Consider the following 22,153-nt stretch of genomic DNA (forward strand, 5'->3'; position numbering starts at 1 on the left):
ACGACCTTCGGGTTATGAGCCCGACGAGCTACCAGGCTGCTCCACCCCGCGTCCGTGGATGCGCACTATACTCCGCTCGCTCTTTGGCGCAACCCTTTTTCGAGAAAATTGTTAAATAATGAAAGTATCTGCATAAAAATGGCACAATCTGCATGTTTTTTGAGCGGAGTTGGACTTAAGTCTTCCGATCGCATTTCATTAGCGAAACTGGTTTGTTATCTTCATCACGCCCCCTGGTTAACCAAAAAGATGAGAGACAATGAAAGGACGTTGGTCGAAATACCTCCTTACAGGCGCAGCGCTGGCCTTGCTTGCCGCCTGCTCCTCGAAACCGACCGATCGCGGTCAGCAGTATGATGACGGAAAATTAACCCAGCCTTTCACCCTGGTAAACCAGCCTGATGCGGTGGGTGCCCCTATTAATGGCGGTGACTTTGCCCTGCAGGTTAGCGAGATCCGCAGCGCCTCGCCGCGCCTCTATGGCAATCAGAGCGGCATCTACAGTGCGGTTCAGGAGTGGTTGCGTGCCGGGGGTGACACCCGCACTCTGCGCCAGTACGGTATTGATGCCTGGCAGATGAACGGCACCGATAACTATGGCAACGTTCAGTTTACCGGCTACTACACGCCGGTCGTGCAGGCCCGCCATACCCGGCAGGGCGAGTTCCAGTATCCTATCTACCGCATGCCGCCCAAGCGCGGTCGCCTGCCGTCCCGGGCAGAGATCTACGCCGGCGCACTCAGCGACAGCTATGTCCTGGCCTACAGCAACTCGCTGATGGACAACTTTATTATGGACGTGCAGGGCAGCGGCTATATCGATTTTGGCGACGGCAGCCCGCTTAACTTCTTCAGCTACGGCGGTAAAAACGGCCACGCCTACCGCAGCATCGGTAAAGTGCTGATCGATCGTGGTGAAGTGAAGCGCGAGGATATGTCGATGCAGGCGATCCGCCACTGGGGCGAAACCCACAGTCCGGCGGAGGTGCAGGAGCTGCTGGAGCAGAATCCTTCATTTGTCTTCTTCAAACCGCAGTCCTATGCGCCAGTGAAAGGCGCGAGCGCCGTGCCGCTGATTGGCCGCGCCTCGGTAGCTTCCGATCGCAGCATTATCCCGGCAGGTACCACGCTGCTGGCAGAGGTCCCGCTGCTGGATAACAACGGCAAGTTTAACGGTCAATATGAGCTGCGCCTGATGGTCGCCCTCGACGTGGGTGGCGCAATTAAGGGCCAGCACTTTGATATCTATCAGGGGATTGGTCCTGACGCCGGACACCGTGCAGGCTGGTATAACCACTACGGCCGCGTATGGGTACTGAAAAACGCGCCGGGGGCAGGAACCGGTAACGTCTTTAGCGGCTGAGTGTGCTAATCTGCGCGCCCAATTTTACTCTTTGAGGTCTTATGTCTGTGGTAATCAGCGATGCCTGGCGTCAGCGTTTTGGCGGCACGGCGCGGTTATATGGTGAAGAGGCGCTGGCGCTGTTTGCCCGCGCGCATATCTGCGTAGTCGGCATTGGCGGCGTCGGCTCCTGGGCGGCGGAGGCGTTGGCCCGCACCGGCATTGGCGCCATCACGCTGATCGACATGGATGACGTCTGCGTGACCAATACTAACCGGCAGATCCACGCCCTGCGCGACAGCGTTGGGCTGGCCAAGGCTGAGGTGATGGCGGATCGTATTCGCCAGATCAACCCCGAGTGTCTGGTGACGGTGGTGGACGACTTTGTGACCGCCGACAACGTGGCGACGCTGCTGAACAAAGACTTCACCTACGTCATCGACGCGATCGACAGCGTGCGTCCCAAGGCGGCGCTGATCGCCTACTGCCGCCGGTATAAAATTCCGCTGGTGACCACCGGCGGCGCGGGTGGGCAGATCGATCCGACGCAGATTCAGGTCAGCGATCTGGCGAAGACGATTCAGGATCCGCTGGCGGCCAAGCTGCGCGAGCGGTTGAAAAGCGACTTTGGCGTAGTGAAAAACAGCAAGGGCAAGCTGGGCGTGGACTGCGTCTTCTCTACCGAGGCGCTGGTCTACCCGCAGGCAGACGGCTCGGTCTGTGCCATGAAGAGCACGGCAGAAGGGCCGAAGCGGATGGACTGCGCCTCCGGCTTCGGCGCGGCTACGATGGTTACCGCCACCTTTGGCTTCGTGGCGGTCTCCCATGCGCTGAAGAAGATGATGGCAAAAGCAGCCCGGGTTTCGTAGGCCGGGTAAGGCGAAGCCGCCACCCGGCGTTGTCACACTTGACGTGCCGCCTCAACCACCGCCTCGCTCAGCGCCGCCAGGCCCTGTGTCCGCGAGGCGCTGAGCTGGGCACGCAGCCCCAGCTCATCAAACAGCGCCAGCGGATCGCTCCCCAGCAACGACTCGGCGCTTTTCCCCTCGACGGCGGTCAACAGCACCGCCAGCAGGCCGCGCACGATGCGCCCCTCGCTGTCGCCAAAGAAGTGCATTTTTCCCGTCGCCGATCGGGTATGGCCGAGCCAGACGCGGTTTTCACAGCCGGGGATCTCTCGAGCCTGCGCTTTCAGCTCCTCCGACAGGGGCGGCAGCTGTTTGCCGAGCATAATCAGCTGGCGATACTTGTCCTCCCACTGGGTCAGCGGGCCAAAGGTCTTTTTTAGCGTCTCTTCGGTGACGGCGGTGCCAAACGGGTGTCCGGCAAAAGCAGGGCTAGTCATTAATCCACCAGTATCTCAAGGGCGCGATCGACGGCGTTAACCAGCGCGTCGACGTCGGCTTTTGTGTTGTAAGGCGCAAACGAGGCGCGCAGCGTCCCGCTCACGCCAAGGGCTGCCAGCAGCGGCTGGGCGCAGTGCTGTCCGGCGCGCAGGGCGATGCCGTACTCCGCCAGCAGGGTGACCATATCGCTGTGATGGACCCCGGCAAAATCAAACGCCAGCAGGCTGGAGTCCTGGCAGCGGAACGAGCGGAAACCCGGACGCTGGGCCAGCGCCTCTTCGGCCAGCGTCGCCAGGCCGCGGCTGTAGCTCTCGGCCTGCACGATATCGACTCCCTCCAGCCACTCCAGCGCGGCGCAGAGGCCAATCACCCCGGCAACGTTTGGCGTACCTGCTTCCAGACGATAGGGCACCGGCTGGGTCGTAAAGCCGTTGAAGGTCACCTCGGCAATCATCTTGCCGCCGCCCAGCCAGGGCGACATCTCATCCAGCAGGCTGGCTTTGCCGTAGAGCACGCCGATACCGGTCGGGCCATATAGCTTATGGCCGGAGAAGGCGTAGAAGTCGATCCCCAGTTTCTGCACGTCGGCGGGGAAGTGCACCGCCCCCTGGGCGCCGTCGACCACAACCACCATGCCTGCGCTATGGGCGTAAGCAATGGCGCGAGCCAGATCCGGACAGCCGCCGGTCACGTTAGACATCTGACCGAGGGCGAGAATGCGGCTGCGCGGGGTGATCAGCTCATCAAGCTGCTCAACGTCCGGCACGCCGTTGGCCGCCAGCGGCAGCTGAACGATGCGCGCCCCGGTCTGCTCCGCCACCATCAGCCACGGCACCAGGTTGGCGTGATGTTCGGCTACGCTGACGATGATCTCATCTCCCGCCTTCAGACGCGGACGGGCGTAACACTGGGCGACCATATTAATGGCTTCGGTGGTGCCCCGGGCCCAGACGATATTCTTGCCGGAGGGGGCGTTAAGCAGGGCGGCAACGCGATCCCGCGCCGCTTCGTAGCGTGCCGTTAGCCGCTGGGCTTCGGCAAACTGGCTGCGGTGGACGTTGCCCGCGCTCAGGCTGTAGAACTGCTGCGTGGCGTCGATAACCGCCTGGGGCTTCAGCGCCGTGGCGGCAGAGTCCAGGTAGATACCGGCATCGGCAAGCGCCGGGAACTGGGCACGAAACTGCGCAGGGTTAAAAGCGTTCATAGAATTCCTCATATCAATATAAGGATCGTCGCGCAATTTTCACCAATGTACAAGCAAAGTACTAACCATCGGAATTATCTGTTTATCCTGGCGAATTTATGTAAGCCGATTATGCTGATAAGTGTTAGGTGTCGATTGAAGCCTGTTAAGAATAACGGTTTAAATAGCATTTATTGCTAAAAGGAGAAGAAGATGAAAAAGACTGCCGCAATTATCTCTGCTTGTACCCTGGCTTTTGCCCTGAGCGCCTGTTCCGGTCCGAACTATGTCATGCACACTAACGACGGTCGTACTATCGTCTCCGACGGTAAGCCGAAGACTGACGATCAGACCGGGATGATTTCATATAAAGATGCGAACGGTAACAAACAGCAGATTAACCGCAGCGACGTGAAAGAGATGGTCGCGCTGGAGAAATAATCGCTGCTTAAGCTACTGAAAATAGCCTAAAAAAAAGCACCGCAATTCGCGGTGCTACATTAATCACTATGGACAGACAGGGTAAATGTACAGGAAGTGAAATAGGGTAGCGTTGCTACCGTGGTCTGAAGCGCAGACCAAATGCAAACACAACAACACAACATCACAACCGTAAGCCAAAAGCCCATCAGAACACGCATTCCAAAAAAAGCTTTTCGTTCCGGCTCAGGAAGTGCCGCCACTATAGGTATTTGCTGGTAGTTCCTCAACGGACAATTTATAATGGCTCAGATAAAAAAAACTAATAGGTAACCTATTGTTTCCTGTTTGTTAAAATGATTTAACACCTAAGCCAAATAACCCATGTCTAAGCGATTACCGCCCTTAAATGCATTACGTGTTTTTGATGCTGCCGCCCGCCATTTAAGTTTTACTCGCGCCGCCGATGAGCTTTTTGTGACGCAGGCCGCAGTAAGCCACCAGATCAAGTCTCTTGAGGATTTTCTTGGACTCAAGCTGTTCCGCCGCCGCAACCGTTCCCTGCTGTTAACGGAGGAGGGGCAGAGCTATTTTCAGGATATCAAAGAGATTTTTTCTCAGCTCACCGAAGCCACGCGCAAGCTTCAGTCGCGCAGTGCAAAAGGGGCGTTAACCGTCAGTTTATTGCCCAGCTTTGCCATTCAGTGGCTGGTGCCGCGACTCTCTAGCTTTAACTCAGCTTATCCGGGAATCGACGTTCGTATCCAGGCCGTGGACCGTGAGGTCGACAAGTTGGCGGACGATGTCGACGTAGCCATTTTTTATGGCCGGGGCAACTGGCCGGGCTTGCGTGTAGAAAAATTATACGCAGAATATCTGCTGCCGGTCTGCTCGCCGCTGCTGCTGACCGGCGACAAGCCGCTAAAAACTCCTGAGGATCTGGCTAAGCATACGCTGCTGCATGATGCGTCCCGTCGCGACTGGCAGACCTATACCCGTCAGCTGGGCCTGAATCTTAACGTGCAGCAGGGGCCTATCTTCAGCCACAGCGCGATGGTGCTGCAGGCGGCGATCCACGGCCAGGGCGTGGCGCTGGCCAATAACGTGATGGCCCAGTCGGAGATCGAAGCGGGCCGACTGGCCTGTCCGTTTAACGACGTGCTGGTCAGTAAAAACGCCTTTTATCTGGTTTGTCATGACAGTCAGGCAGAACTGGGTAAAATAGCCGCCTTCCGCCAATGGATCCTGGCCAAAGCGGCAGCCGAGCAAGAGAAGTTTCGCTTTCGCTATGAGCAATAACGTATATAGACGCGCGGTTAGCGCATGACTTTAGGGTAAGACTATGACCAGCCGATTTATGCTGATTTTTGCCGCTGTCAGCGGTTTTATTTTTGTAGCCCTGGGCGCGTTTGGCGCACACGTATTAAGCAAATCGTTAGGTGCTGCCGAGATGGGCTGGATCCAGACCGGTCTTGAGTACCAGGCGTTTCATACCCTGGCAGTGTTCGGCCTGGCGGTGGCAATGCAGCGTCGGATCAGCATCTGGTTCTACTGGAGCAGCGTCTTTCTGGCGCTGGGTACGGTACTGTTCAGCGGGAGCCTCTATTGCCTCGCGCTGTCGCATCTGCGCCTGTGGGCGTTTGTCACCCCAGTCGGCGGCGTCAGCTTCCTTACCGGCTGGGTATTAATGTTAATTGGCGCAATTCGTCTGAAACGTAAAGGCCCTGGTCATGAATAAGCTTGTACTGCTGTGTCGCCCCGGATTTGAAAAAGAGTGCGCCGCAGAGATTACCGATAAGGCCGGGCGGCTGAACGTGTTTGGTTTTGCCCGCGTTAAAGATAACGCCGGCTATGTGATTTTTGAGTGCTATCAGGCTGAAGAGGCCGACAAGCTGGCGCGTGAGCTGCCGTTTAGCTCGCTGATTTTTGTCCGCCAGATGTTCGTGGTCGGTGAACTGCTGCAGGATCTGCCGCCGGAGGATCGCATCACGCCGATCGTTGGCATGCTGCAGGGCGTGGTCGAGAAGGGCGGCGAGCTGCGCGTTGAGGTGGCGGACACCAACGAAAGCAAAGAGCTGATGAAGTTCTGCCGCAAGTTCACCGTGCCGCTGCGCGCCGCGCTGCGCGAGGCGAAGATCCTCACCAGCTACGAAACCGCTAAGCGTCCAGTGGTGCACGTCTTCTTTATCGCCCCTGGCTGCTGCTACACCGGCTACTCCTACTCCGATAACAACTCGCCGTTCTACATGGGCATTCCGCGCCTGAAGTTCCCGGCCGACGCGCCGAGCCGCTCCACGCTGAAGCTGGAAGAGGCGTTCCATGTCTTTATCCCGGCGGACGAGTGGGATGAGCGTCTGGCGAACGGCATGCACGCCGTCGATCTCGGGGCCTGCCCCGGCGGCTGGACCTATCAGCTGGTGAAGCGCAACATGTGGGTCGCGTCGGTGGATAACGGCCCGATGGCCCAAAGCCTGATGGATACCGGGCAGGTGACCTGGCTGCGGGAAGATGGCTTTAAGTATCGCCCGACGCGCAGCAACATTACCTGGATGGTGTGCGATATGGTGGAGAAGCCTGCGAAAGTCGCAGCCCTGATGGCGCAGTGGCTGGTCAACGGCTGGTGCCGGGAAACCATCTTTAACCTCAAGCTGCCGATGAAGAAGCGGTATGAAGAGGTCTCGAACAACCTCGCGTACATTCAGCAGCAGCTGGAAGAGAACGGCATTAACGCCCAGATCCAGGCTCGCCAGCTCTACCATGACCGCGAAGAGGTGACGGTGCATGTCCGTCGCTGGTGGGCGGCCGTCGGCGGCCGTCGCGACGAGCGCTAAGTTATTGTTTTGTAGGCCCGGTAAGCGCAGCGCCACCGGGCGGTTACACCGCTATGTCGGGTGGCGGCTTCGCCTTACCCGACCTACGTTATTACGCGCTCAATCTTAACTGTTGTAGATTGCCATCGAGCTGCAGATCCGTCTGCAGCTTTGCCACCTCGCGGCAGATAAACGCCATCTCCCGGTGCGCCTCTAGCTTGCTGCGCCACTTCTCCGGCACCTCGTTCAGGTGGGCATAGATCCCCTCCAGCGTTGCAAACTGCGCCAGCAGCTGGGCGGCGCTCTTCTGGCCAATCCCCGCCACGCCAGGTATTTTCGAGCTGCTGATGCCCGCCAGTCCCCAGAAATCCGTAAGCTGCTCCGGCAGGACGCCAAACTCGCTCTCAATAAAGGGCGCATCCAACCAGCGTTTCTGGAAGTAGTCACGAATGCGCAGGGTGGGAGAGAGAAGCTGGCAGTAGCCTTTGTCAGTTGATACGATGGTCGCCTGATGTCCCGCCTGGGCCACCTTTACCGCCAGCGTGGCGGCGAGATCGTCCGCCTCGTTGCCCTCGGAGATCCAGCAGCGCACGCCGCGCTGTTCAAACGCGGCGCGGAGGGCAGGCATCTCATCGTGCAGGGTATCTGGCATCGGCGGGCGACCCGCCTTATAGTCCGGCAGCTTTTGGTGCCGCCAGCCGCTGCTGCGGGCCTCGTCGTCAAACACCGCCACTGCGTGGGTCGGCTGGCTGTGGACAATCAGCTGCCCCAGCGCGTGCGAACAGGCATCCACGCAGGGTGAGCCCTGCACGGCATGAATACGGCGAATAAGGTTAAGCGCATCAACGATAAGCAGATGAACGGCCACGCGATCCTCCCGGCAATGACAGACCGGCTAAGGGTATCATTGACGGGAGGCGGAGACCATTCATCGCTCGGGGGGATCAATCGCAGGCGACGATTTTCATGGCCAGGCCGCCGCGGGAGGTCTCGCGGTATTTGGCGTTCATGTCTTTGCCGGTTTCATACATGGTTTCGATCACCTTATCGAGGCAGACGCGCGGCTCGCTGGTGCGACGCAGCGCCATCCGTGCGGCATTGACCGCTTTGACAGAGGCGATGGCGTTACGCTCGATGCAGGGTACCTGTACCTGACCGGCAACCGGATCGCAGGTGAGGCCCAGATTATGTTCCATGCCGATTTCCGCTGCGATGCAGACCTGTGCCGGGCTGCCGCCCAGCAGCTCTGTCAGTCCGGCTGCCGCCATTGAGCAGGCCACGCCCACTTCGCCCTGACAGCCCACCTCCGCCCCGGAGATCGACGCGTTCATCTTATAGAGCGAGCCGATGGCGCTGCACACCAGCAGGTAGCGCGCCAGCGAGTTCGCATTCACTTCGCGGATAAACTTGTCATAGTAGGCCAGCACGGCGGGCACGATACCGCATGCGCCGTTAGTGGGTGCCGTAACCACGCGCCCTCCGGCGGCGTTCTCTTCGTTTACCGCCAGCGCAAACATGTTGATCCAGTCGACCACCGCCATCGGATCGGTAGTGGTTTTATCGCTGCTCACCAGCATCCGGCGCAGCGCAGCCGCCCGACGCGGAACGCGCAGCTTGCCCGGCAGCGCGCCTTCCGTGGTAATGCCACGCTCGATGCCGCCGCGCATCACCGCCCAGACGCTGGCGAAGTGCTGCTCCAGCGCCGCTTTGCTGTGCAGGGCCAGCTCGTTCTCCATCATCAGCCCGGAGAGCGACAGGCCGGTCTGCTGGCAGTGACGCTGCAGATCGGCAGCGTTTTTATAGGGGTAAGGCACAGCAACCGGCGAGTCGCTGGTCTGGCCGAAGTGCGCCTCATCGACGATAAACCCACCGCCGATCGAGTAGTAGGTCTGGCTGTAGAGCAGCCTGTCGCCTGCCAGCGCGCTGATACGCATCCCGTTTTCATGCAGGGAGAGGTTGTCAGCATGGAAGTTCATGCTCTGTTCGAGGGGAAACGCCACCTCATGCTGGCCGTTCGCCAGCAGCAGGCGGCCTCGGGCGCTAACGTCCGCAATAAATGTCGGAATAGCATCGATATCGACACTGTCCGGCAGGTTGCCTGCGAGGCCCATAATAATAGCAATATCGGTATGGTGGCCTTTGCCGGTCAGCGACAGCGAGCCATAGACGTCGACCACGACGCGGGTGGTATCGACAAGGATCCCACGCGTAATGAGGTCATCGGTGAACTGCTTTCCGGCTTTCATTGGCCCGACGGTGTGCGAGCTGGAGGGGCCAATACCAATTTTAAAGATATCGAATACGCTGATCATAATGCATTGTCCGTGGCGTTGGTCTGGGTTCGCCGCCCGGGTGGGCGGCGAGGGGGGAACTCATTAAGCGGCAACGAGGTGATACAGGGAGTAGAAGATAGCGGAGATCGCGATCAGGCCCATCACCACCACAAACGCGTTGCTGATATGACCGCTGTATTTACGCATCGCCGGTACTTTTTGAATGGCGTACATCGGCATCAGGAACAGGATCATCGCGATGACCGGGCCGCCCAGGGTCTCGATCAGGCCGAGGATGCTCGGGTTCAGCGTAGCGACCAGCCAGGTGGTCAGCAGCATGAAGATCGCCGTAATGCGGTTCAGCTTGCCGATCTCAATGGTTTTGCCTTTGCCGCGCAGGGACTTAATGACCATGCCGTTAAAGCCTTCGCGTGCGCCCAGGTAGTGGCCAAGGAAGGATTTGGTGATCGCGACCATAGCGATAATCGGCGCCATCCACTCAATGACCGGGGCATGGAAGTGGTTAGCCAGGTAGGAGAGGATGGAGATGTTCTGCTCTTTCGCCGCAACCAGATCGGCCGGGGCCAGGCTCAGCACGCAGCTGAAGACAAAGAACATCACCGTCAGCACCATCATGATGTGAGCATAGGAGAGGATGCGGGAGCATTTTTTCTCTGCGCCATCGCCATACTCTTCGCGTTTGGCAACGGCAAAGGAGGAGATGATCGGTGAGTGGTTGAAGGAGAAGACCATCACCGGGATCGCCAGCCACAGGGTCATCCACAGGCCCTGTCCAGTGTTAGCGGCAGAACTAAAGGAGAGAGTCTCCAGCGCCGCGCCGTTCCACTGCGGGATGAGGTAGAGCGCCAGCAGCATCAGGGCAATCACAAACGGGAAAACCAGAATACTCATCGCCTTGACGATCATCTTCTCGCCGAAGCGCACGATGGTCATCATGCCGACGATCAGGATCAGTGACAGCACGACGCGCGGCGGTGAAACCATGCCCAGCTGGTGAGTCAGGAAGCTGTCGACGGTGTTGGTGATCGCCACGCTGTAGACCAGCAGGATCGGGTAGATAGCAAAGAAGTAGAGCAGGGTGATGACCTTACCGGCCCCCACGCCAAAGTGCTCTTCCACCACTTCGGTAATGTCTTCGCCGGGGTTTTTCCCTGACAGCACGAAACGTGTCAGGCCGCGGTGGGCAAAAAAGGTCATCGGGAAGGCGATAATCGCCATGATAATCAGGGGGATCATACCGCCGACGCCGGCGTTAATTGGCAGGAACAGAACGCCTGCGCCAATCGCCGTGCCGTACAGGCCCAGCATCCACATGGTATCGCTCTTACGCCATGTGCTTCGCGTGTCCTGCGAAACAATGGTGCTGGTTTGCGTGGTTTCCATCTCTATCTCCATTTACTTTAAAAGCTAAATATCAGGCGCTTAGTCAAATCTGATGAAAAAGGGCCCGATGGTAATATGAAATTGGGTTAAGTAACGTGTTGGTATTATTTTTCTCCGTTACATTTTGCGGCGGAACGATACATTTTAGTTATGACCCTGACAGTGATCGCGATCTCAATTGCAATAATCCACTTTCTATGTGGATATGTTTAGACCAACACGCTGCTAAAAAAGCGCATAGTGAGATTTATGGTGGCGAAGGCTACCATCGCCAGGATTTGCGATCAAAGCGGCGAGCATGAAATACGATAATCACCCGGTAAAAGGCGTAGATGGCAGCGTTTTATCAGATTTAAGCAAAACTTTTCTGAATAAATAACGGGGTATACTTTCTAAGCAATCGATTGCTTTTGAAGGGGAGCGTTAAAGCATAAGTGTGGTGTATATATTAAGTAGGCCGGGTAAGCAGAGCGCCACCCGGCATGGGAGAGAAAATCAGGCAGAAATTTCGTAGCAGGGGATATAGGCCGAACCTGGCAGCTTCATACGGTGCTGGGCCACAAAGCCCTGAAGCAGATCGTCCATCCGGCGCATCATTGCCCGGTCGCCGTGGATCTTGTACGGCCCGGCGGCCTCAATGGCGCGAATACCCACCTCTTTGACGTTGCCCGCCACGATCCCCGAGAAGGCGCGACGCAGATCCGCCGCCAGCACCTCGACCGGCCGATCCGGATAGAGCTGAAGGTTAGCCATATTCTCGTGAGTCGGCTCGAAGGGCATCTGCAGATCCGGCGCGATGCGGATAGACCAGTTGAAGCTGTAAGCATCCCCGGTATTGCGTCGGTGCTCTTTCACCAGCGGCATCGCTTTTTTCATCTGGCGGGCCACTTCCGGCGCATCGTCAATGATAATGCGGTAGTAGCGGCGGGCCGATTCGCCAAGCGTATGGGTGATAAACTCGTCCAGTACGCGGAAGTAGTCGGCGCTCTGTTTAGGCCCGGTAAGGATCAGCGGCAGCACCTGATGCTGGTTGGCCGGATTCATCAGAATGCCGAGCAGGTAGAGCAGCTCCTCTGCCGTCCCTACGCCGCCGGGGAAGATGATGATCCCGTGCGCAATGCGTACGAAAGCCTCCAGACGCTTTTCGATATCCGGCATGATCACCAGCTCGTTGACCAGCGGGTTGGGCGGCTCGGCGGCAATAATCGAGGGTTCGGTCATGCCGATAAAGCGTCCCTCTTTATAGCGCTGCTGGGCATGCCCCACCGCTGCCCCTTTCATCGGCGCTTCCATCGCGCCTGGGCCACAGCCGGTGCAGATATTCAGCTCGCGCAGACCCAGCTGGGTCCCGACGCGGCGGGCATAGAGGTACTCGGTTTCGTTGATCGAGTGGCCGCCCCAGCACACTACCATATTGGGTGCTTCACCCACGTGCAGCGCCCGGGCGTTGCGCAGGATCGAGAAGACCAGGTTAGTAATATGGGTGGAGCTCTCCAGGTTAAGATGCTGGAAGCGTCCGGCGTTGTGGATCTGGCCGTTGACGAAGAGGATATCGCGCAGTACGGCAAAGAGGTTAGCCTGGAGCGCACGGATAATACGCCCGTCAACGAACGCCTCTTCCGGCGGATTGATCAGCTCCAGCTTTACGCCGCGTTCACGACGTAACACGTTGATATCAAAATTCTCGAAGCGGGACAGGAGCTCTTTACTGCTGTCGGTCTGGCTTCCTGAGTTTAGAACGGCAAGTGAACAGTTACGAAACAGTTGATAAAGGTCGCTGCTGGCCGAGCTTTTAAGCATATCGACTTCCAGCTGCGACAACAGATCCATTGAGCCTAGCGGGCTAATATGTGTAATCAAGTGAACTCCTTATGGGGCGAAGATCGCCGCTCCCTGTGATTACAATAGCCCTGGCATATGACGTTTAACAACCTCAGGCGCGGAATCCACCGCGCAAATCAGTAAAAAATCGTACTTTTTGCCGCCGTTACTGACGTACCAGACGGCCCGTAGCAGGCTGGAAGTCAGTGTTGCTCCGCCACGGATTGATATCCAGGCCGCCGCGACGGGTGTAGCGGGCATAGACGCTCAGCGTTTCCGGCTGGCAGAAGCGCAGCAGATCGTTAAAGATGCGCTCCACGCACTGCTCGTGAAATTCGTTATGGTGACGGAAGGAGACCAGATAGCGCAGAAGCTTCTCGCGATCGATCTGCGGCCCGCGGTACTGGATCTGAACGGAGCCCCAGTCCGGCTGATGGGTGATCAGGCAGTTAGACTTCAGCAGGTGGCTGACCAGCGTCTCTTCCACCACGCTGCCGCCAGCGGCATGTTGCAGGTAGTCAGCGTTGAACTGGTAGTCATCGATCACGATATCCTGATTATCGATGCACTTGCCGCTGAAGTGAGCAATCGGCTGGCCTTCGATCTCATCCAGCGCATAGAGCATCACGCTCACCTCACCCTGGGCGCAGGCGCTGAGATCCCGCTCCAGCGTGGCGCGAACCTCCTCCCAGCTGCTAAAACGCGTCTGGTTAAAGCTGTTCAGATAGAGCTTAAAGCTTTTTGACTCCACCAGGTTGACGCTGGCGTAGTCCAGCTCGACGTGGCCTACCGCCACCTGCGGCAGGCCGTTGGCGTTGAGCCATGACAGCTCATACAGCGTCCAGATGTCGCCGCCGTGGAAAGGCAGGCTGTCGGCATGCAGGCCGAGGGGATCGCGATTCAGGCTACGGGGAACGCCCTGCAGCAGAGTCGCATCATAAATATCCTGGTAACGGGTAGTTTTACCCAGGGTCAGGCCAGCCAGCGCCTGGTGGTTATCATAAGAAGAAGACATGTTTCATCGCCGTTTTGCAGGTAAACTCTCTGCCTTAAGTTTATCCTGGCTGAGTGAAGAGAGGAACCGGTGGACCAAGAGACATCCCTTGCCCTGAAGGATTTTACCGCGCGCTACTGCGACGCCTGGCATGAGATCCATAATAGCTGGCCGCAGAGCGAGGCGCTGTATGGCGTGCCATCCCCCTGCGTGATCTCCTCGCTTGAGGAGCGGGTGATCTGGCAGCCCCAGCCTTTTGATACAGAGCAGAATGTAAACGCTGTTGAACGTGCATTAGAAATTGTGATACAACCTGCAGTTCACAGCTTCTACTCCACACAGTTTGCCGGTGATATGCTGGCACGATTCGAGAATGAGACGCTGACGCTCCTGCAAACCTGGAGTGCGGACGATTTCCTGCGTGTACAGGAGAATCTCATCGGACATCTGGTGACGCAAAAGCGATTAAAGCTGCCACCTACGCTATTTATTGCCACGCTTGAGAGCGAACTTGATGTCATCTCGATCTGTAACTTAAGCGGCGAGGTGGTGAAAGAGACGCTCGGTACGCGTCATCGCTCCGTGCTTGCCCCTTCGGTAGCGCATTTCCTTCAGCGGCTTCAGCCCGTCGTGTAATCCAATCCTCTATTACGCTTGTGAGAGATCTCTTACAAGCTTGTAAGATATTGCCATTTTGTTAAATAATATTTTTAATATGTAAAATCGATAAAGCAGCTCTAAATCAGGCATTTACTAAAAATTGCGCAACATTTAACGCAAATTAATCCCTACTAAAGTCTTATGGCATGCTTGCAAGACGAAGCGGAAAGGTCGATTCTATTTGTGTCGACAGGATGTTGCGCACGAAGTGAATATCAGGATGATGTCGCTTCCGACTCAGGACATACCGGGATGGTATTCAGGGAAAGGCTTCAGGACGAAGCAGAGAGGATAACGCAGGAGCGCGTTAAGGGACACCTCCAGGAAGGAGAATGTGAGCCGGGCAGGATATCCGGTGGATCAGGATGATTAGGACGGCGCTTTACGGATTAAGCGTGTCGTATCGGGCGATGCGAGCAGGCAGCACGGTTTAGGGATGAACAGGTCAGGAGACCGCAGGAAAAGTTTTCATGGATGAGCAGGGAGCACCAAGGTAGCCGGACTGCTGCTAAACGAACCGGGAGCACTGTGTATACAGTGCTCCCTTTTTTATTTCTCCCTCCGCAATGCTATTCTGCGCGCCAGTTCGATCGTCATTCGAGGTTTCTATGTCCCTTCATATCAGCGTACGCGAGCAGCTGCACGCCATTGAGGCGCTGCTGCGTGAGAAAAATGCCTGGCAGGGCGTTGCCCCAGAGAGCAGCGCGTTTGCCAGTACCCAGCCCTTCTGCCTGGATACGCTGGCGCCGCTGGAGTGGCTGCAGTGGGTGCTGATCCCGCGTATGCACGCCCTGCTGGACAGCGGTCAGCCGCTGCCGCAGGCGTTTGCCGTTACCCCCTACTATGAGATGGCGCTCGACGCCAGCGATCCGCTGCGTGATCTCATCCTTGTGCATCTGCAGCGTCTCGACGCGCTCTTTGCCGGTAGCGACGCCTGATGCTGGAGATTATCTATCAGGATGAGTGGCTGGTGGCGGTGAACAAACCCTCCGGCTGGCTGGTGCACCGGAGCTGGCTCGATCGCGATGAAAAAGTGGTGGTGATGCAGACCGTGCGGGATCAGATTGGTCAGCATGTCTTTACTGCGCATCGCCTTGACCGACCCACCTCCGGCGTACTGCTGATGGGGCTATCCAGCGAGGCGGGGCGGCTGCTCTCCCAGCAGTTTGAGCAACACCGGATCAAGAAACGCTACCATGCGATTGTCCGCGGCTGGCTGATGGATGCCGCAACGCTGGACTACCCGCTGGTGGAGGAGCTGGATAAGATTGCTGATAAGTTCGCCCGGGCTGACAAAGAGCCGCAGCCGGCAGTTACGCGCTATCGCGGCCTGGCCACCGTTGAGCTGCCGGTGGCCATCAGCAAGTTTCCCACAACCCGCTACGGGCTGGTGGAGCTGGATCCGCAAACCGGGCGCAAGCACCAGCTGCGTCGCCATCTTGCCCACCTGCGCCACCCGATTATCGGCGACAGCAAGCATGGCGATTTGCGCCAGAACCGCAGCGCGGCCACGCACTTTGGCCTGAACCGGCTGATGCTGCACGCCAGTGAGCTGTCGCTAACCCATCCCTTTACCGGTGAGCCGTTAACCCTGCGCGCCGGGCTGGACGACGTCTGGATGCAGGCGCTAACCCAGTTTGGCTGGCGCGGCCTTCTCCCGATGAATGAAAGGGTTGAGTTTGTGCCGCACAGCGACCAGGATGAAACGTATCAGGTAGCAACCAGGGAGTGAAAAATGGCAGAAATTGGTATTTTTGTTGGCACCATGTATGGCAACTCATTGCTGGTGGCCGAAGAGGCGGAGACGCTGCTGACCGGACAGGGGCATCAGGTTAAGGTCTTTGAGGATGGGACGCTGGCGGACTGGGCCTATTACCAGGACAAAATCGTGCTGGTGGTCACCTCTACGACGGGGCAGGGCGATTTGCCGGATAACATCGCGCCGCTTTACCAGGGGATCCGCGACTCGCTCGGCTTTCAACCCAACCTGCGCTACGGCGTGATTGCGCTGGGGGACAGCACCTACTCCCACTTCTGCGGCGGCGGGAAGCGGTTTGCCGAGCTGCTTGCAGAGCAGCAGGCGCAGCGCGTTGGTGAGGTGCTGCTGATTGATGCCAGCGAGCATCCCGAGCCGGAGACGGAGTCGAACCCGTGGGTTGAGCAGTGGGGAACCCTGCTAAAATAAACGCCTTTCCGCCCTCCCGCCTGTGGAGGGCCATCGTCCTTTTTACTCTCATTTATCGCCACCGTTTTTCATTTCCGTGAAGTACCCCCCATCGATTTGTGCCTATGCCCCAAAGCAGAACTATAAGTATCCTGAATGTTGTGTGCTTGCACGGTGAGCAGATTCTGGCCGCTTCATATACTTTTCTCGCCAGTTATTAAAACGCAGTCCGCAGGGTGATAACGAGACGCTGCACAGAGACTGCAATAAACACCAGTACGTCATTCTGATATCCCTACAGGTTGTGCTTTTCAGAATGAATGTAGCTCAACGCTATAATTCAGGAGTGCAATAATGAGTTCATTAAGCCACGCAGCGAGCAGCGCCGAAAAGCGCACTAACGCCCGCTACTGGATAGTGGTGATGCTGTTTATCGTCACATCCTTCAACTACGGTGACCGCGCGACGCTGTCCATTGCCGGCTCTGAAATGGCAAAAGATATCGGTCTTGATGCTGTCGGCATGGGGTATGTTTTCTCTGCATTTTCATGGGCCTATGTTATCGGCCAAATCCCGGGCGGCTGGCTGCTTGACCGCTTTGGTTCAAAACGCGTTTACTTCTGGTCAATCTTCATCTGGTCACTCTTTACCCTGCTGCAGGGCTTCGTGGATATCTTCAGCGGCTTCGGCATCATCGTTGCGCTCTTTACCCTGCGTTTCCTGGTGGGCTTAGCGGAAGCGCCATCCTTCCCCGGCAACAGTCGTATCGTGGCGGCCTGGTTCCCGGCGCAGGAGAGGGGCACGGCGGTGGCGATCTTTAACTCTGCCCAGTACTTTGCCACCGTTATCTTCGCCCCGATCATGGGCTGGCTGACCCACGAGGTGGGCTGGTCACACGTCTTCTTCTTCATGGGCGGTCTGGGGATTGTCATCAGCTTTGTCTGGCTGAAGGTGATCCACGAGCCAAACCAGCACCCTGGCGTGAATAAGAAAGAGCTGGAGTACATTGCCGAAGGCGGAGCACTGATCAATATGGATCAGCAGGGTGCTAAGGTAAAAGTGCCGTTCAGCGTCAAATGGGGCCAGATCAAACAGCTGCTCGGCTCGCGCATGATGATCGGCGTCTACATCGGCCAGTACTGCATTAACGCCCTGACCTACTTCTTTATCACCTGGTTCCCGGTCTACCTGGTACAGGCGCGCGGCATGTCGATCCTGAAGGCAGGCTTTGTCGCCTCTATTCCGGCTATCTGTGGCTTTGCTGGCGGCGTGCTGGGCGGCATCATCTCCGACTGGCTGATGCGTCGTACCGGCTCGCTGAACATCGCCCGTAAAACGCCAATCGTATTAGGTATGCTGCTGTCGATGGTGATGGTGTTCTGTAACTACGTCGACGCAGAGTGGATGATCATCGGCTTTATGGCGATGGCCTTCTTCGGCAAAGGCATCGGCGCGCTGGGCTGGGCCGTGATGGCCGACACCGCACCGAAAGAGATCAGCGGCCTCTCCGGCGGTCTGTTCAACATGTTCGGTAACATCTCCGGGATCGTCACCCCAATCGCCATCGGCTACATCGTGGGCACCACCGGCTCCTTTAACGGTGCCCTGATCTACGTCGGTGTCCATGCCCTGGTCGCGGTGCTGAGCTATCTGGTGCTGGTGGGTGATATCAAACGTGTCGAACTGAAACCTGTGACAGGACGCTAATGATGAATACGCAATCCAGCCCCGTTATTACCGATATGAAAGTGATCCCCGTCGCTGGCTACGACAGCATGCTGATGAATATCGGCGGGGCACATAACGCTTACTTTACCCGCAATATTGTGGTGCTGACCGACAACGCCGGGAATACCGGCGTTGGGGAGGCCCCCGGCGGGGAGGTGATCCTCAAGACGCTGACCGATGCGATCCCGATGGTTATCGGCCAGCAGGTTGCCCGCTTAAACCAGGTGGTACAGCGGGTGCACAAAGGCAACCAGGCGGCTGACTTTGATACCTTCGGCAAAGGCGCCTGGACCTTTGAGCTGCGGGTGAATGCGGTCGCGGCGCTGGAGGCCGCGCTGCTCGACCTGCTGGGTAAAACCCTTGGCGTGCCGGTCTGTGAGCTGCTGGGGCCAGGCAAACAGCGCGACGCCGTGACGGTGCTCGGCTACCTGTTCTACGTTGGTGACCGGCAGAAGACCGATTTGCCGTATCGCGTCAAAACAGAGGGCAACCACGACTGGTATCATCTGCGGCATCAGGAGGCGATGAACAGCGAGGCAGTGGTACGCCTGGCCGAAGCGTCGCAGGATCGCTACGGCTTTAAAGATTTCAAGCTGAAAGGCGGCGTGCTGCCCGGCGAGCAGGAGATCGACACCGCCCGTGCGCTGAAAAAACGCTTCCCTGACGCTCGCATTACCGTCGATCCCAACGGCGCGTGGCTGCTGGATGAGGCCATTGAGCTCTGCAAAGGGCTGAACGATGTGCTGACCTACGCGGAGGATCCGTGCGGCGCAGAGCAGGGCTTCTCCGGCCGGGAAGTGATGGCGGAATTCCGTCGGGCAACCGGCTTGCCGGTCGCGACTAACATGATCGCCACCAACTGGCGTGAGATGGGCCATGCGGTGATGCTCAACGCGGTGGATATCCCGCTGGCGGATCCGCACTTCTGGACGCTCTCCGGCGCGGTACGTGTGGCGCAGCTGTGCGACGACTGGGGCCTGACCTGGGGCTGCCACTCCAATAACCACTTTGATATCTCACTGGCGATGTTTACCCACGTTGGTGCCGCCGCGCCGGGTAATCCGACCGCCATCGACACCCACTGGATTTGGCAGGAGGGCGACGCGCGCCTGACCAAACAGCCGCTGGAGATTAAGCACGGCCAGATTGCCGTGCCGGACGCGCCAGGCCTTGGCGTGGAGCTGGACTGGGACCAGGTACAGAAAGCCCACGAGCTGTATAAAACGCTCCCGGGTGGGGCGCGGAATGACGCAGGCCCGATGCAGTACCTGATCCCCGGCTGGACGTTCGATCGCAAACGTCCCGTCTTTGGTCGACACTAAATTTGTCAGAAAAAGGATTAAACGATGAGTAACTCATTTTCTACCCCGGTTGTCACGTCCATGCAGGTAATCCCGGTTGCGGGCCACGACAGCATGCTAATGAACCTGAGCGGGGCGCACGCGCCGTTCTTCACCCGTAACATCGTTATCATTAAAGACAACTCGGGTCACACCGGCGTGGGCGAGATCCCAGGCGGCGAGAAGATCCGCCAGACGCTGGAAGATGCTGCCGCGTTGGTGGTGGGCAAAACCGTTGGTGAATACAAAAACATCCTGACCGCCGTACGCAACCAGTTTGCGGATCGTGACTCAGCGGGCCGTGGCCTGCAAACCTTTGACCTGCGCACCACCATCCACGTGGTGACCGGGATCGAAGCCGCGATGCTGGACCTGCTGGGTCAGCACCTGGGCGTTAACGTGGCGACCCTGCTTGGCGACGGCCAGCAGCGCAGCGAAGTGGAGATGCTCGGCTACCTGTTCTACGTTGGCAACGCCAAAGCGACGCCGCTGCCGTACCAGAGCCAGCCGGATGACAAGTGCGACTGGTACCGCGTGCGCCATGAAGAGGCGATGACCCCGGATCGCGTGGTGCGCCTGGCTGAAGCCGCCTATGAAAAGTATGGCTTTAACGATTTCAAACTCAAAGGCGGCGTGCTGGCGGGCGAGGAGGAGGCCGAGTCTATCGTTGCGCTGGCAAAACGCTTCCCGCAGGCGCGCGTGACCCTCGACCCGAACGGCGCATGGTCGCTGAATGAAGCCATTAACATCGGTAAGTACCTGAAGGGCGTGCTGGCCTATGCGGAAGATCCGTGCGGCGCTGAGCAGGGTTTCTCCGGCCGCGAGGTGATGGCCGAGTTCCGTCGCGCCACCGGTCTGCCGACCGCCACCAACATGATCGCCACCGACTGGCGGCAGATGGGCCATACGCTCTCTCTGCAGTCTGTCGATATCCCGCTGGCGGATCCGCACTTCTGGACCATGCAAGGCTCCGTGCGCGTGGCGCAGATGTGCCACGAGTTCGGCCTGACCTGGGGCTCACACTCCAACAACCACTTCGATATTTCGCTGGCGATGTTTACCCACGTGGCCGCCGCCGCGCCGGGCAGAATCACCGCTATCGATACCCACTGGATCTGGCAGGAGGGCAACCAGCACCTGACCAAAGCGCCGTTTGAGATCAAAGGCGGGATGGTGCAGGTACCGAGCACGCCGGGCCTTGGCGTTGAGCTGGACATGGACCAGGTAATGAAGGCGCACGAGCTGTACCAGAAGCACGGTCTCGGCGCACGCGACGATGCTATGGGTATGCAGTACCTGATCCCTGGCTGGACGTTTGATAACAAACGCCCATGCATGGTGCGTTAATGCAGAGGCCGGTCCCGGTGGGATCGGCCTGTTCCCTGTTTTTCCGGCTGTAGGGTTTAGGCAATCACACTCTGCGTAAGGACGGCTTATGAAAATTGTTATCGCACCGGACTCCTACAAGGAGAGTTTGAGCGCCCTTGATGTCGCGACCGCTATAGAAGCGGGTTTTCGCGAGATCTTTCCGGCAGCGGAGTATATCAAACTGCCGGTGGCGGATGGCGGTGAAGGTACGGTTGAAGCGATGGTCGCCGCCACCCAGGGGCGGATCGTAGAGGTTGCCGTGACCGGCCCGCTTGGTACTCAGGTTGAGGGCTTCTATGGCCTCTCCGGCGACGAGCAGAGCGCCTTTATTGAGATGGCAGCGGCCAGCGGCCTTGAGCTGGTTTTACCCGAGCAGCGTAATCCCCTGATCACCACCTCGTGGGGAACGGGAGAGCTGATCCGCCATGCGCTGGACGTGGGCGTTAAGCATATCATTATTGGCATTGGTGGCAGCGCCACTAACGACGGTGGCGCGGGCATGGTGCAGGCGCTGGGCGCAAAGCTGCTGGATAGCGAAGGCCACGCCATCGGACAGGGCGGCGGCGCGCTGGAGACGCTGGCGCGAATCGACGTCAGTGAACTCGACAGACGGCTTCAGGATTGCCGCATCGAGGTTGCCTGCGACGTGACCAATCCCCTGACCGGCAAAGAGGGCGCATCGGCGATCTTCGGGCCGCAGAAAGGGGCGACGCCGGAGATGATCTCAAGGCTCGATAAGGCGCTTGGGCACTATGCCCAGCTGATCAAGCGCGATCTGGATCTCGACGTGCTGGATCTGGCCGGGGGCGGGGCAGCTGGCGGCATGGGCGCGGCGCTGTACGCATTCTGCGGAGCCGAGCTGCGCCAGGGCATTGAGATTGTCACCGACGCGCTGCATCTCGATCGCTATGTGGCAGAAGCGGATCTGGTGATCACCGGCGAGGGGCGGATCGACAGCCAGACGGTACACGGTAAAGTTCCGGTGGGCGTAGCGAAGGTGGCGAAGCGCTACAGCAAGCCGGTGATCGGCATTGCCGGTAGCCTGACGGCGGACGTTGGCGTGGTGCACGAGCACGGCATCGACGCGGTATTCAGCGTGATCTACGGCATCTGTACCCTCGACGACGCCCTGAAAAACGCGGCGGAAAACGTACGGATGACGGCGCGCAACGTGGCAGCGGTGTTGAAAGCGGGCCAGGGCTTGCGTTAACCGAAAGCACAGTAATGCCCGGTGGCGCTACGCTTACCGGGCCTACACATGACACCGCGGCCGCCGTAGGCCGGGCAAACGGAGTGCCGC

21 protein-coding genes are annotated in these 22,153 nt (G+C 58.2%); 14 read left to right on the forward strand and 7 right to left on the reverse strand.

Going from position 1 to position 22,153, the window contains the following annotated elements; genetic code table 11:
• Nucleotides 1-259 precede the first annotated feature (259 nt).
• The gene (mltA, locus tag RTX96_RS16190) at nucleotides 260-1,363 is read left to right on the forward strand and encodes a murein transglycosylase A (protein ID WP_312671553.1); all 1,104 of its coding nucleotides are present in this window, start codon (nucleotides 260-262) and stop codon (nucleotides 1,361-1,363) included.
• Nucleotides 1,364-1,404: 41 nt separating this feature from the next.
• Nucleotides 1,405-2,211 carry a tRNA cyclic N6-threonylcarbamoyladenosine(37) synthase TcdA gene (gene tcdA / locus RTX96_RS16195; protein ID WP_312270015.1) on the forward strand — a complete coding sequence of 269 codons (807 nt, stop codon included), beginning with the start codon at nucleotides 1,405-1,407 and terminating at the stop codon, nucleotides 2,209-2,211.
• 32 nt (nucleotides 2,212-2,243) lie between these two features.
• Here tcdA and csdE read toward each other — a convergent pair whose 3' ends face one another.
• Nucleotides 2,244-2,687, reverse strand: a complete 444-nt coding sequence (gene csdE / locus RTX96_RS16200) for a cysteine desulfurase sulfur acceptor subunit CsdE (RefSeq protein ID WP_312671554.1) — start codon at nucleotides 2,685-2,687, stop codon at nucleotides 2,244-2,246.
• Nucleotides 2,687-3,892: a cysteine desulfurase CsdA gene (gene csdA / locus RTX96_RS16205; RefSeq protein ID WP_312671555.1), complete on the reverse strand. Its 1,206-nt coding sequence runs from the start codon at nucleotides 3,890-3,892 to the stop codon at nucleotides 2,687-2,689. The genes csdE and csdA overlap by 1 nt, the downstream gene beginning before the upstream one ends.
• A gap of 192 nt (nucleotides 3,893-4,084) precedes the next feature.
• Between csdA and RTX96_RS16210 the strand changes: the two genes are divergently transcribed.
• The 4 genes from RTX96_RS16210 to rlmM all read left to right on the forward strand — a co-directional run bounded on the left by RTX96_RS16210 (nucleotide 4,085) and on the right by rlmM (nucleotide 7,122).
• Complete coding sequence (locus RTX96_RS16210) at nucleotides 4,085-4,312, forward strand: YgdI/YgdR family lipoprotein (RefSeq protein WP_042387893.1); 228 nt, start codon at nucleotides 4,085-4,087, stop codon at nucleotides 4,310-4,312.
• Nucleotides 4,313-4,675: 363 nt separating this feature from the next.
• Entirely contained in the window at nucleotides 4,676-5,590 is a 915-nt protein-coding gene (gcvA, locus tag RTX96_RS16215) for a glycine cleavage system transcriptional regulator GcvA (protein ID WP_103818329.1), read from the forward strand.
• A 43-nt stretch (nucleotides 5,591-5,633) separates the two neighbouring features.
• Nucleotides 5,634-6,029 (forward strand): DUF423 domain-containing protein, encoded by a 396-nt coding sequence (locus RTX96_RS16220; protein ID WP_103818328.1) that lies wholly within the window; start codon nucleotides 5,634-5,636, stop codon nucleotides 6,027-6,029.
• Nucleotides 6,022-7,122 (forward strand): 23S rRNA (cytidine(2498)-2'-O)-methyltransferase RlmM, encoded by a 1,101-nt coding sequence (gene rlmM, locus RTX96_RS16225; RefSeq protein WP_103818327.1) that lies wholly within the window; start codon nucleotides 6,022-6,024, stop codon nucleotides 7,120-7,122. The genes RTX96_RS16220 and rlmM overlap by 8 nt, the downstream gene beginning before the upstream one ends.
• 91 nt (nucleotides 7,123-7,213) lie before the next feature.
• Here rlmM and xni read toward each other — a convergent pair whose 3' ends face one another.
• The 5 genes from xni to queF all read right to left on the reverse strand — a co-directional run bounded on the left by xni (nucleotide 7,214) and on the right by queF (nucleotide 13,614).
• Entirely contained in the window at nucleotides 7,214-7,969 is a 756-nt protein-coding gene (xni, locus tag RTX96_RS16230; RefSeq protein WP_103818326.1) for a flap endonuclease Xni, read from the reverse strand.
• 76 nt (nucleotides 7,970-8,045) lie between these two features.
• On the reverse strand, nucleotides 8,046-9,413 hold the full coding sequence (locus tag RTX96_RS16235) for an L-serine ammonia-lyase (RefSeq protein WP_103818325.1): 1,368 nt from the start codon (nucleotides 9,411-9,413) through the stop codon (nucleotides 8,046-8,048).
• A gap of 63 nt (nucleotides 9,414-9,476) precedes the next feature.
• Entirely contained in the window at nucleotides 9,477-10,778 is a 1,302-nt protein-coding gene (locus RTX96_RS16240; protein WP_103818324.1) for an HAAAP family serine/threonine permease, read from the reverse strand.
• Nucleotides 10,779-11,273: 495 nt separating this feature from the next.
• Nucleotides 11,274-12,638, reverse strand: coding sequence for a nucleotide 5'-monophosphate nucleosidase PpnN (gene ppnN / locus RTX96_RS16245; RefSeq protein WP_103818323.1), 1,365 nt, complete (start codon nucleotides 12,636-12,638; stop codon nucleotides 11,274-11,276).
• 127 nt (nucleotides 12,639-12,765) lie between these two features.
• Nucleotides 12,766-13,614 (reverse strand): NADPH-dependent 7-cyano-7-deazaguanine reductase QueF, encoded by an 849-nt coding sequence (gene queF / locus RTX96_RS16250; protein WP_103818322.1) that lies wholly within the window; start codon nucleotides 13,612-13,614, stop codon nucleotides 12,766-12,768.
• Between the two features lie 69 nt (nucleotides 13,615-13,683).
• Between queF and syd the strand changes: the two genes are divergently transcribed.
• From syd to RTX96_RS16290, 8 genes are all read left to right on the forward strand, one after another.
• The gene (gene syd, locus RTX96_RS16255; protein ID WP_103818321.1) at nucleotides 13,684-14,229 is read left to right on the forward strand and encodes a SecY-interacting protein; all 546 of its coding nucleotides are present in this window, start codon (nucleotides 13,684-13,686) and stop codon (nucleotides 14,227-14,229) included.
• 632 nt (nucleotides 14,230-14,861) lie between these two features.
• Nucleotides 14,862-15,191: a YqcC family protein gene (locus tag RTX96_RS16260; protein ID WP_312671556.1), complete on the forward strand. Its 330-nt coding sequence runs from the start codon at nucleotides 14,862-14,864 to the stop codon at nucleotides 15,189-15,191.
• Nucleotides 15,191-15,985 (forward strand): tRNA pseudouridine(65) synthase TruC, encoded by a 795-nt coding sequence (gene truC, locus RTX96_RS16265; protein ID WP_312671557.1) that lies wholly within the window; start codon nucleotides 15,191-15,193, stop codon nucleotides 15,983-15,985. The genes RTX96_RS16260 and truC overlap by 1 nt, the downstream gene beginning before the upstream one ends.
• 3 nt (nucleotides 15,986-15,988) lie before the next feature.
• Nucleotides 15,989-16,438 carry a flavodoxin gene (locus tag RTX96_RS16270; RefSeq protein ID WP_312671558.1) on the forward strand — a complete coding sequence of 150 codons (450 nt, stop codon included), beginning with the start codon at nucleotides 15,989-15,991 and terminating at the stop codon, nucleotides 16,436-16,438.
• Between the two features lie 333 nt (nucleotides 16,439-16,771).
• Complete coding sequence (gene gudP / locus RTX96_RS16275; RefSeq protein WP_103818317.1) at nucleotides 16,772-18,124, forward strand: galactarate/glucarate/glycerate transporter GudP; 1,353 nt, start codon at nucleotides 16,772-16,774, stop codon at nucleotides 18,122-18,124.
• 2 nt (nucleotides 18,125-18,126) lie between these two features.
• Nucleotides 18,127-19,467, forward strand: a complete 1,341-nt coding sequence (locus RTX96_RS16280; RefSeq protein WP_312671605.1) for an enolase C-terminal domain-like protein — start codon at nucleotides 18,127-18,129, stop codon at nucleotides 19,465-19,467.
• 24 nt (nucleotides 19,468-19,491) lie between these two features.
• On the forward strand, nucleotides 19,492-20,832 hold the full coding sequence (gene gudD / locus RTX96_RS16285; protein ID WP_312671559.1) for a glucarate dehydratase: 1,341 nt from the start codon (nucleotides 19,492-19,494) through the stop codon (nucleotides 20,830-20,832).
• 88 nt (nucleotides 20,833-20,920) lie between these two features.
• Nucleotides 20,921-22,063, forward strand: coding sequence for a glycerate kinase (locus RTX96_RS16290; protein WP_103818314.1), 1,143 nt, complete (start codon nucleotides 20,921-20,923; stop codon nucleotides 22,061-22,063).
• Nucleotides 22,064-22,153: the final 90 nt, after the last annotated feature.

The sequence above is a fragment of the Pseudescherichia sp. genome (genome assembly GCF_032052675.1).
Lineage (GTDB): Bacteria > Pseudomonadota > Gammaproteobacteria > Enterobacterales > Enterobacteriaceae > Pseudescherichia.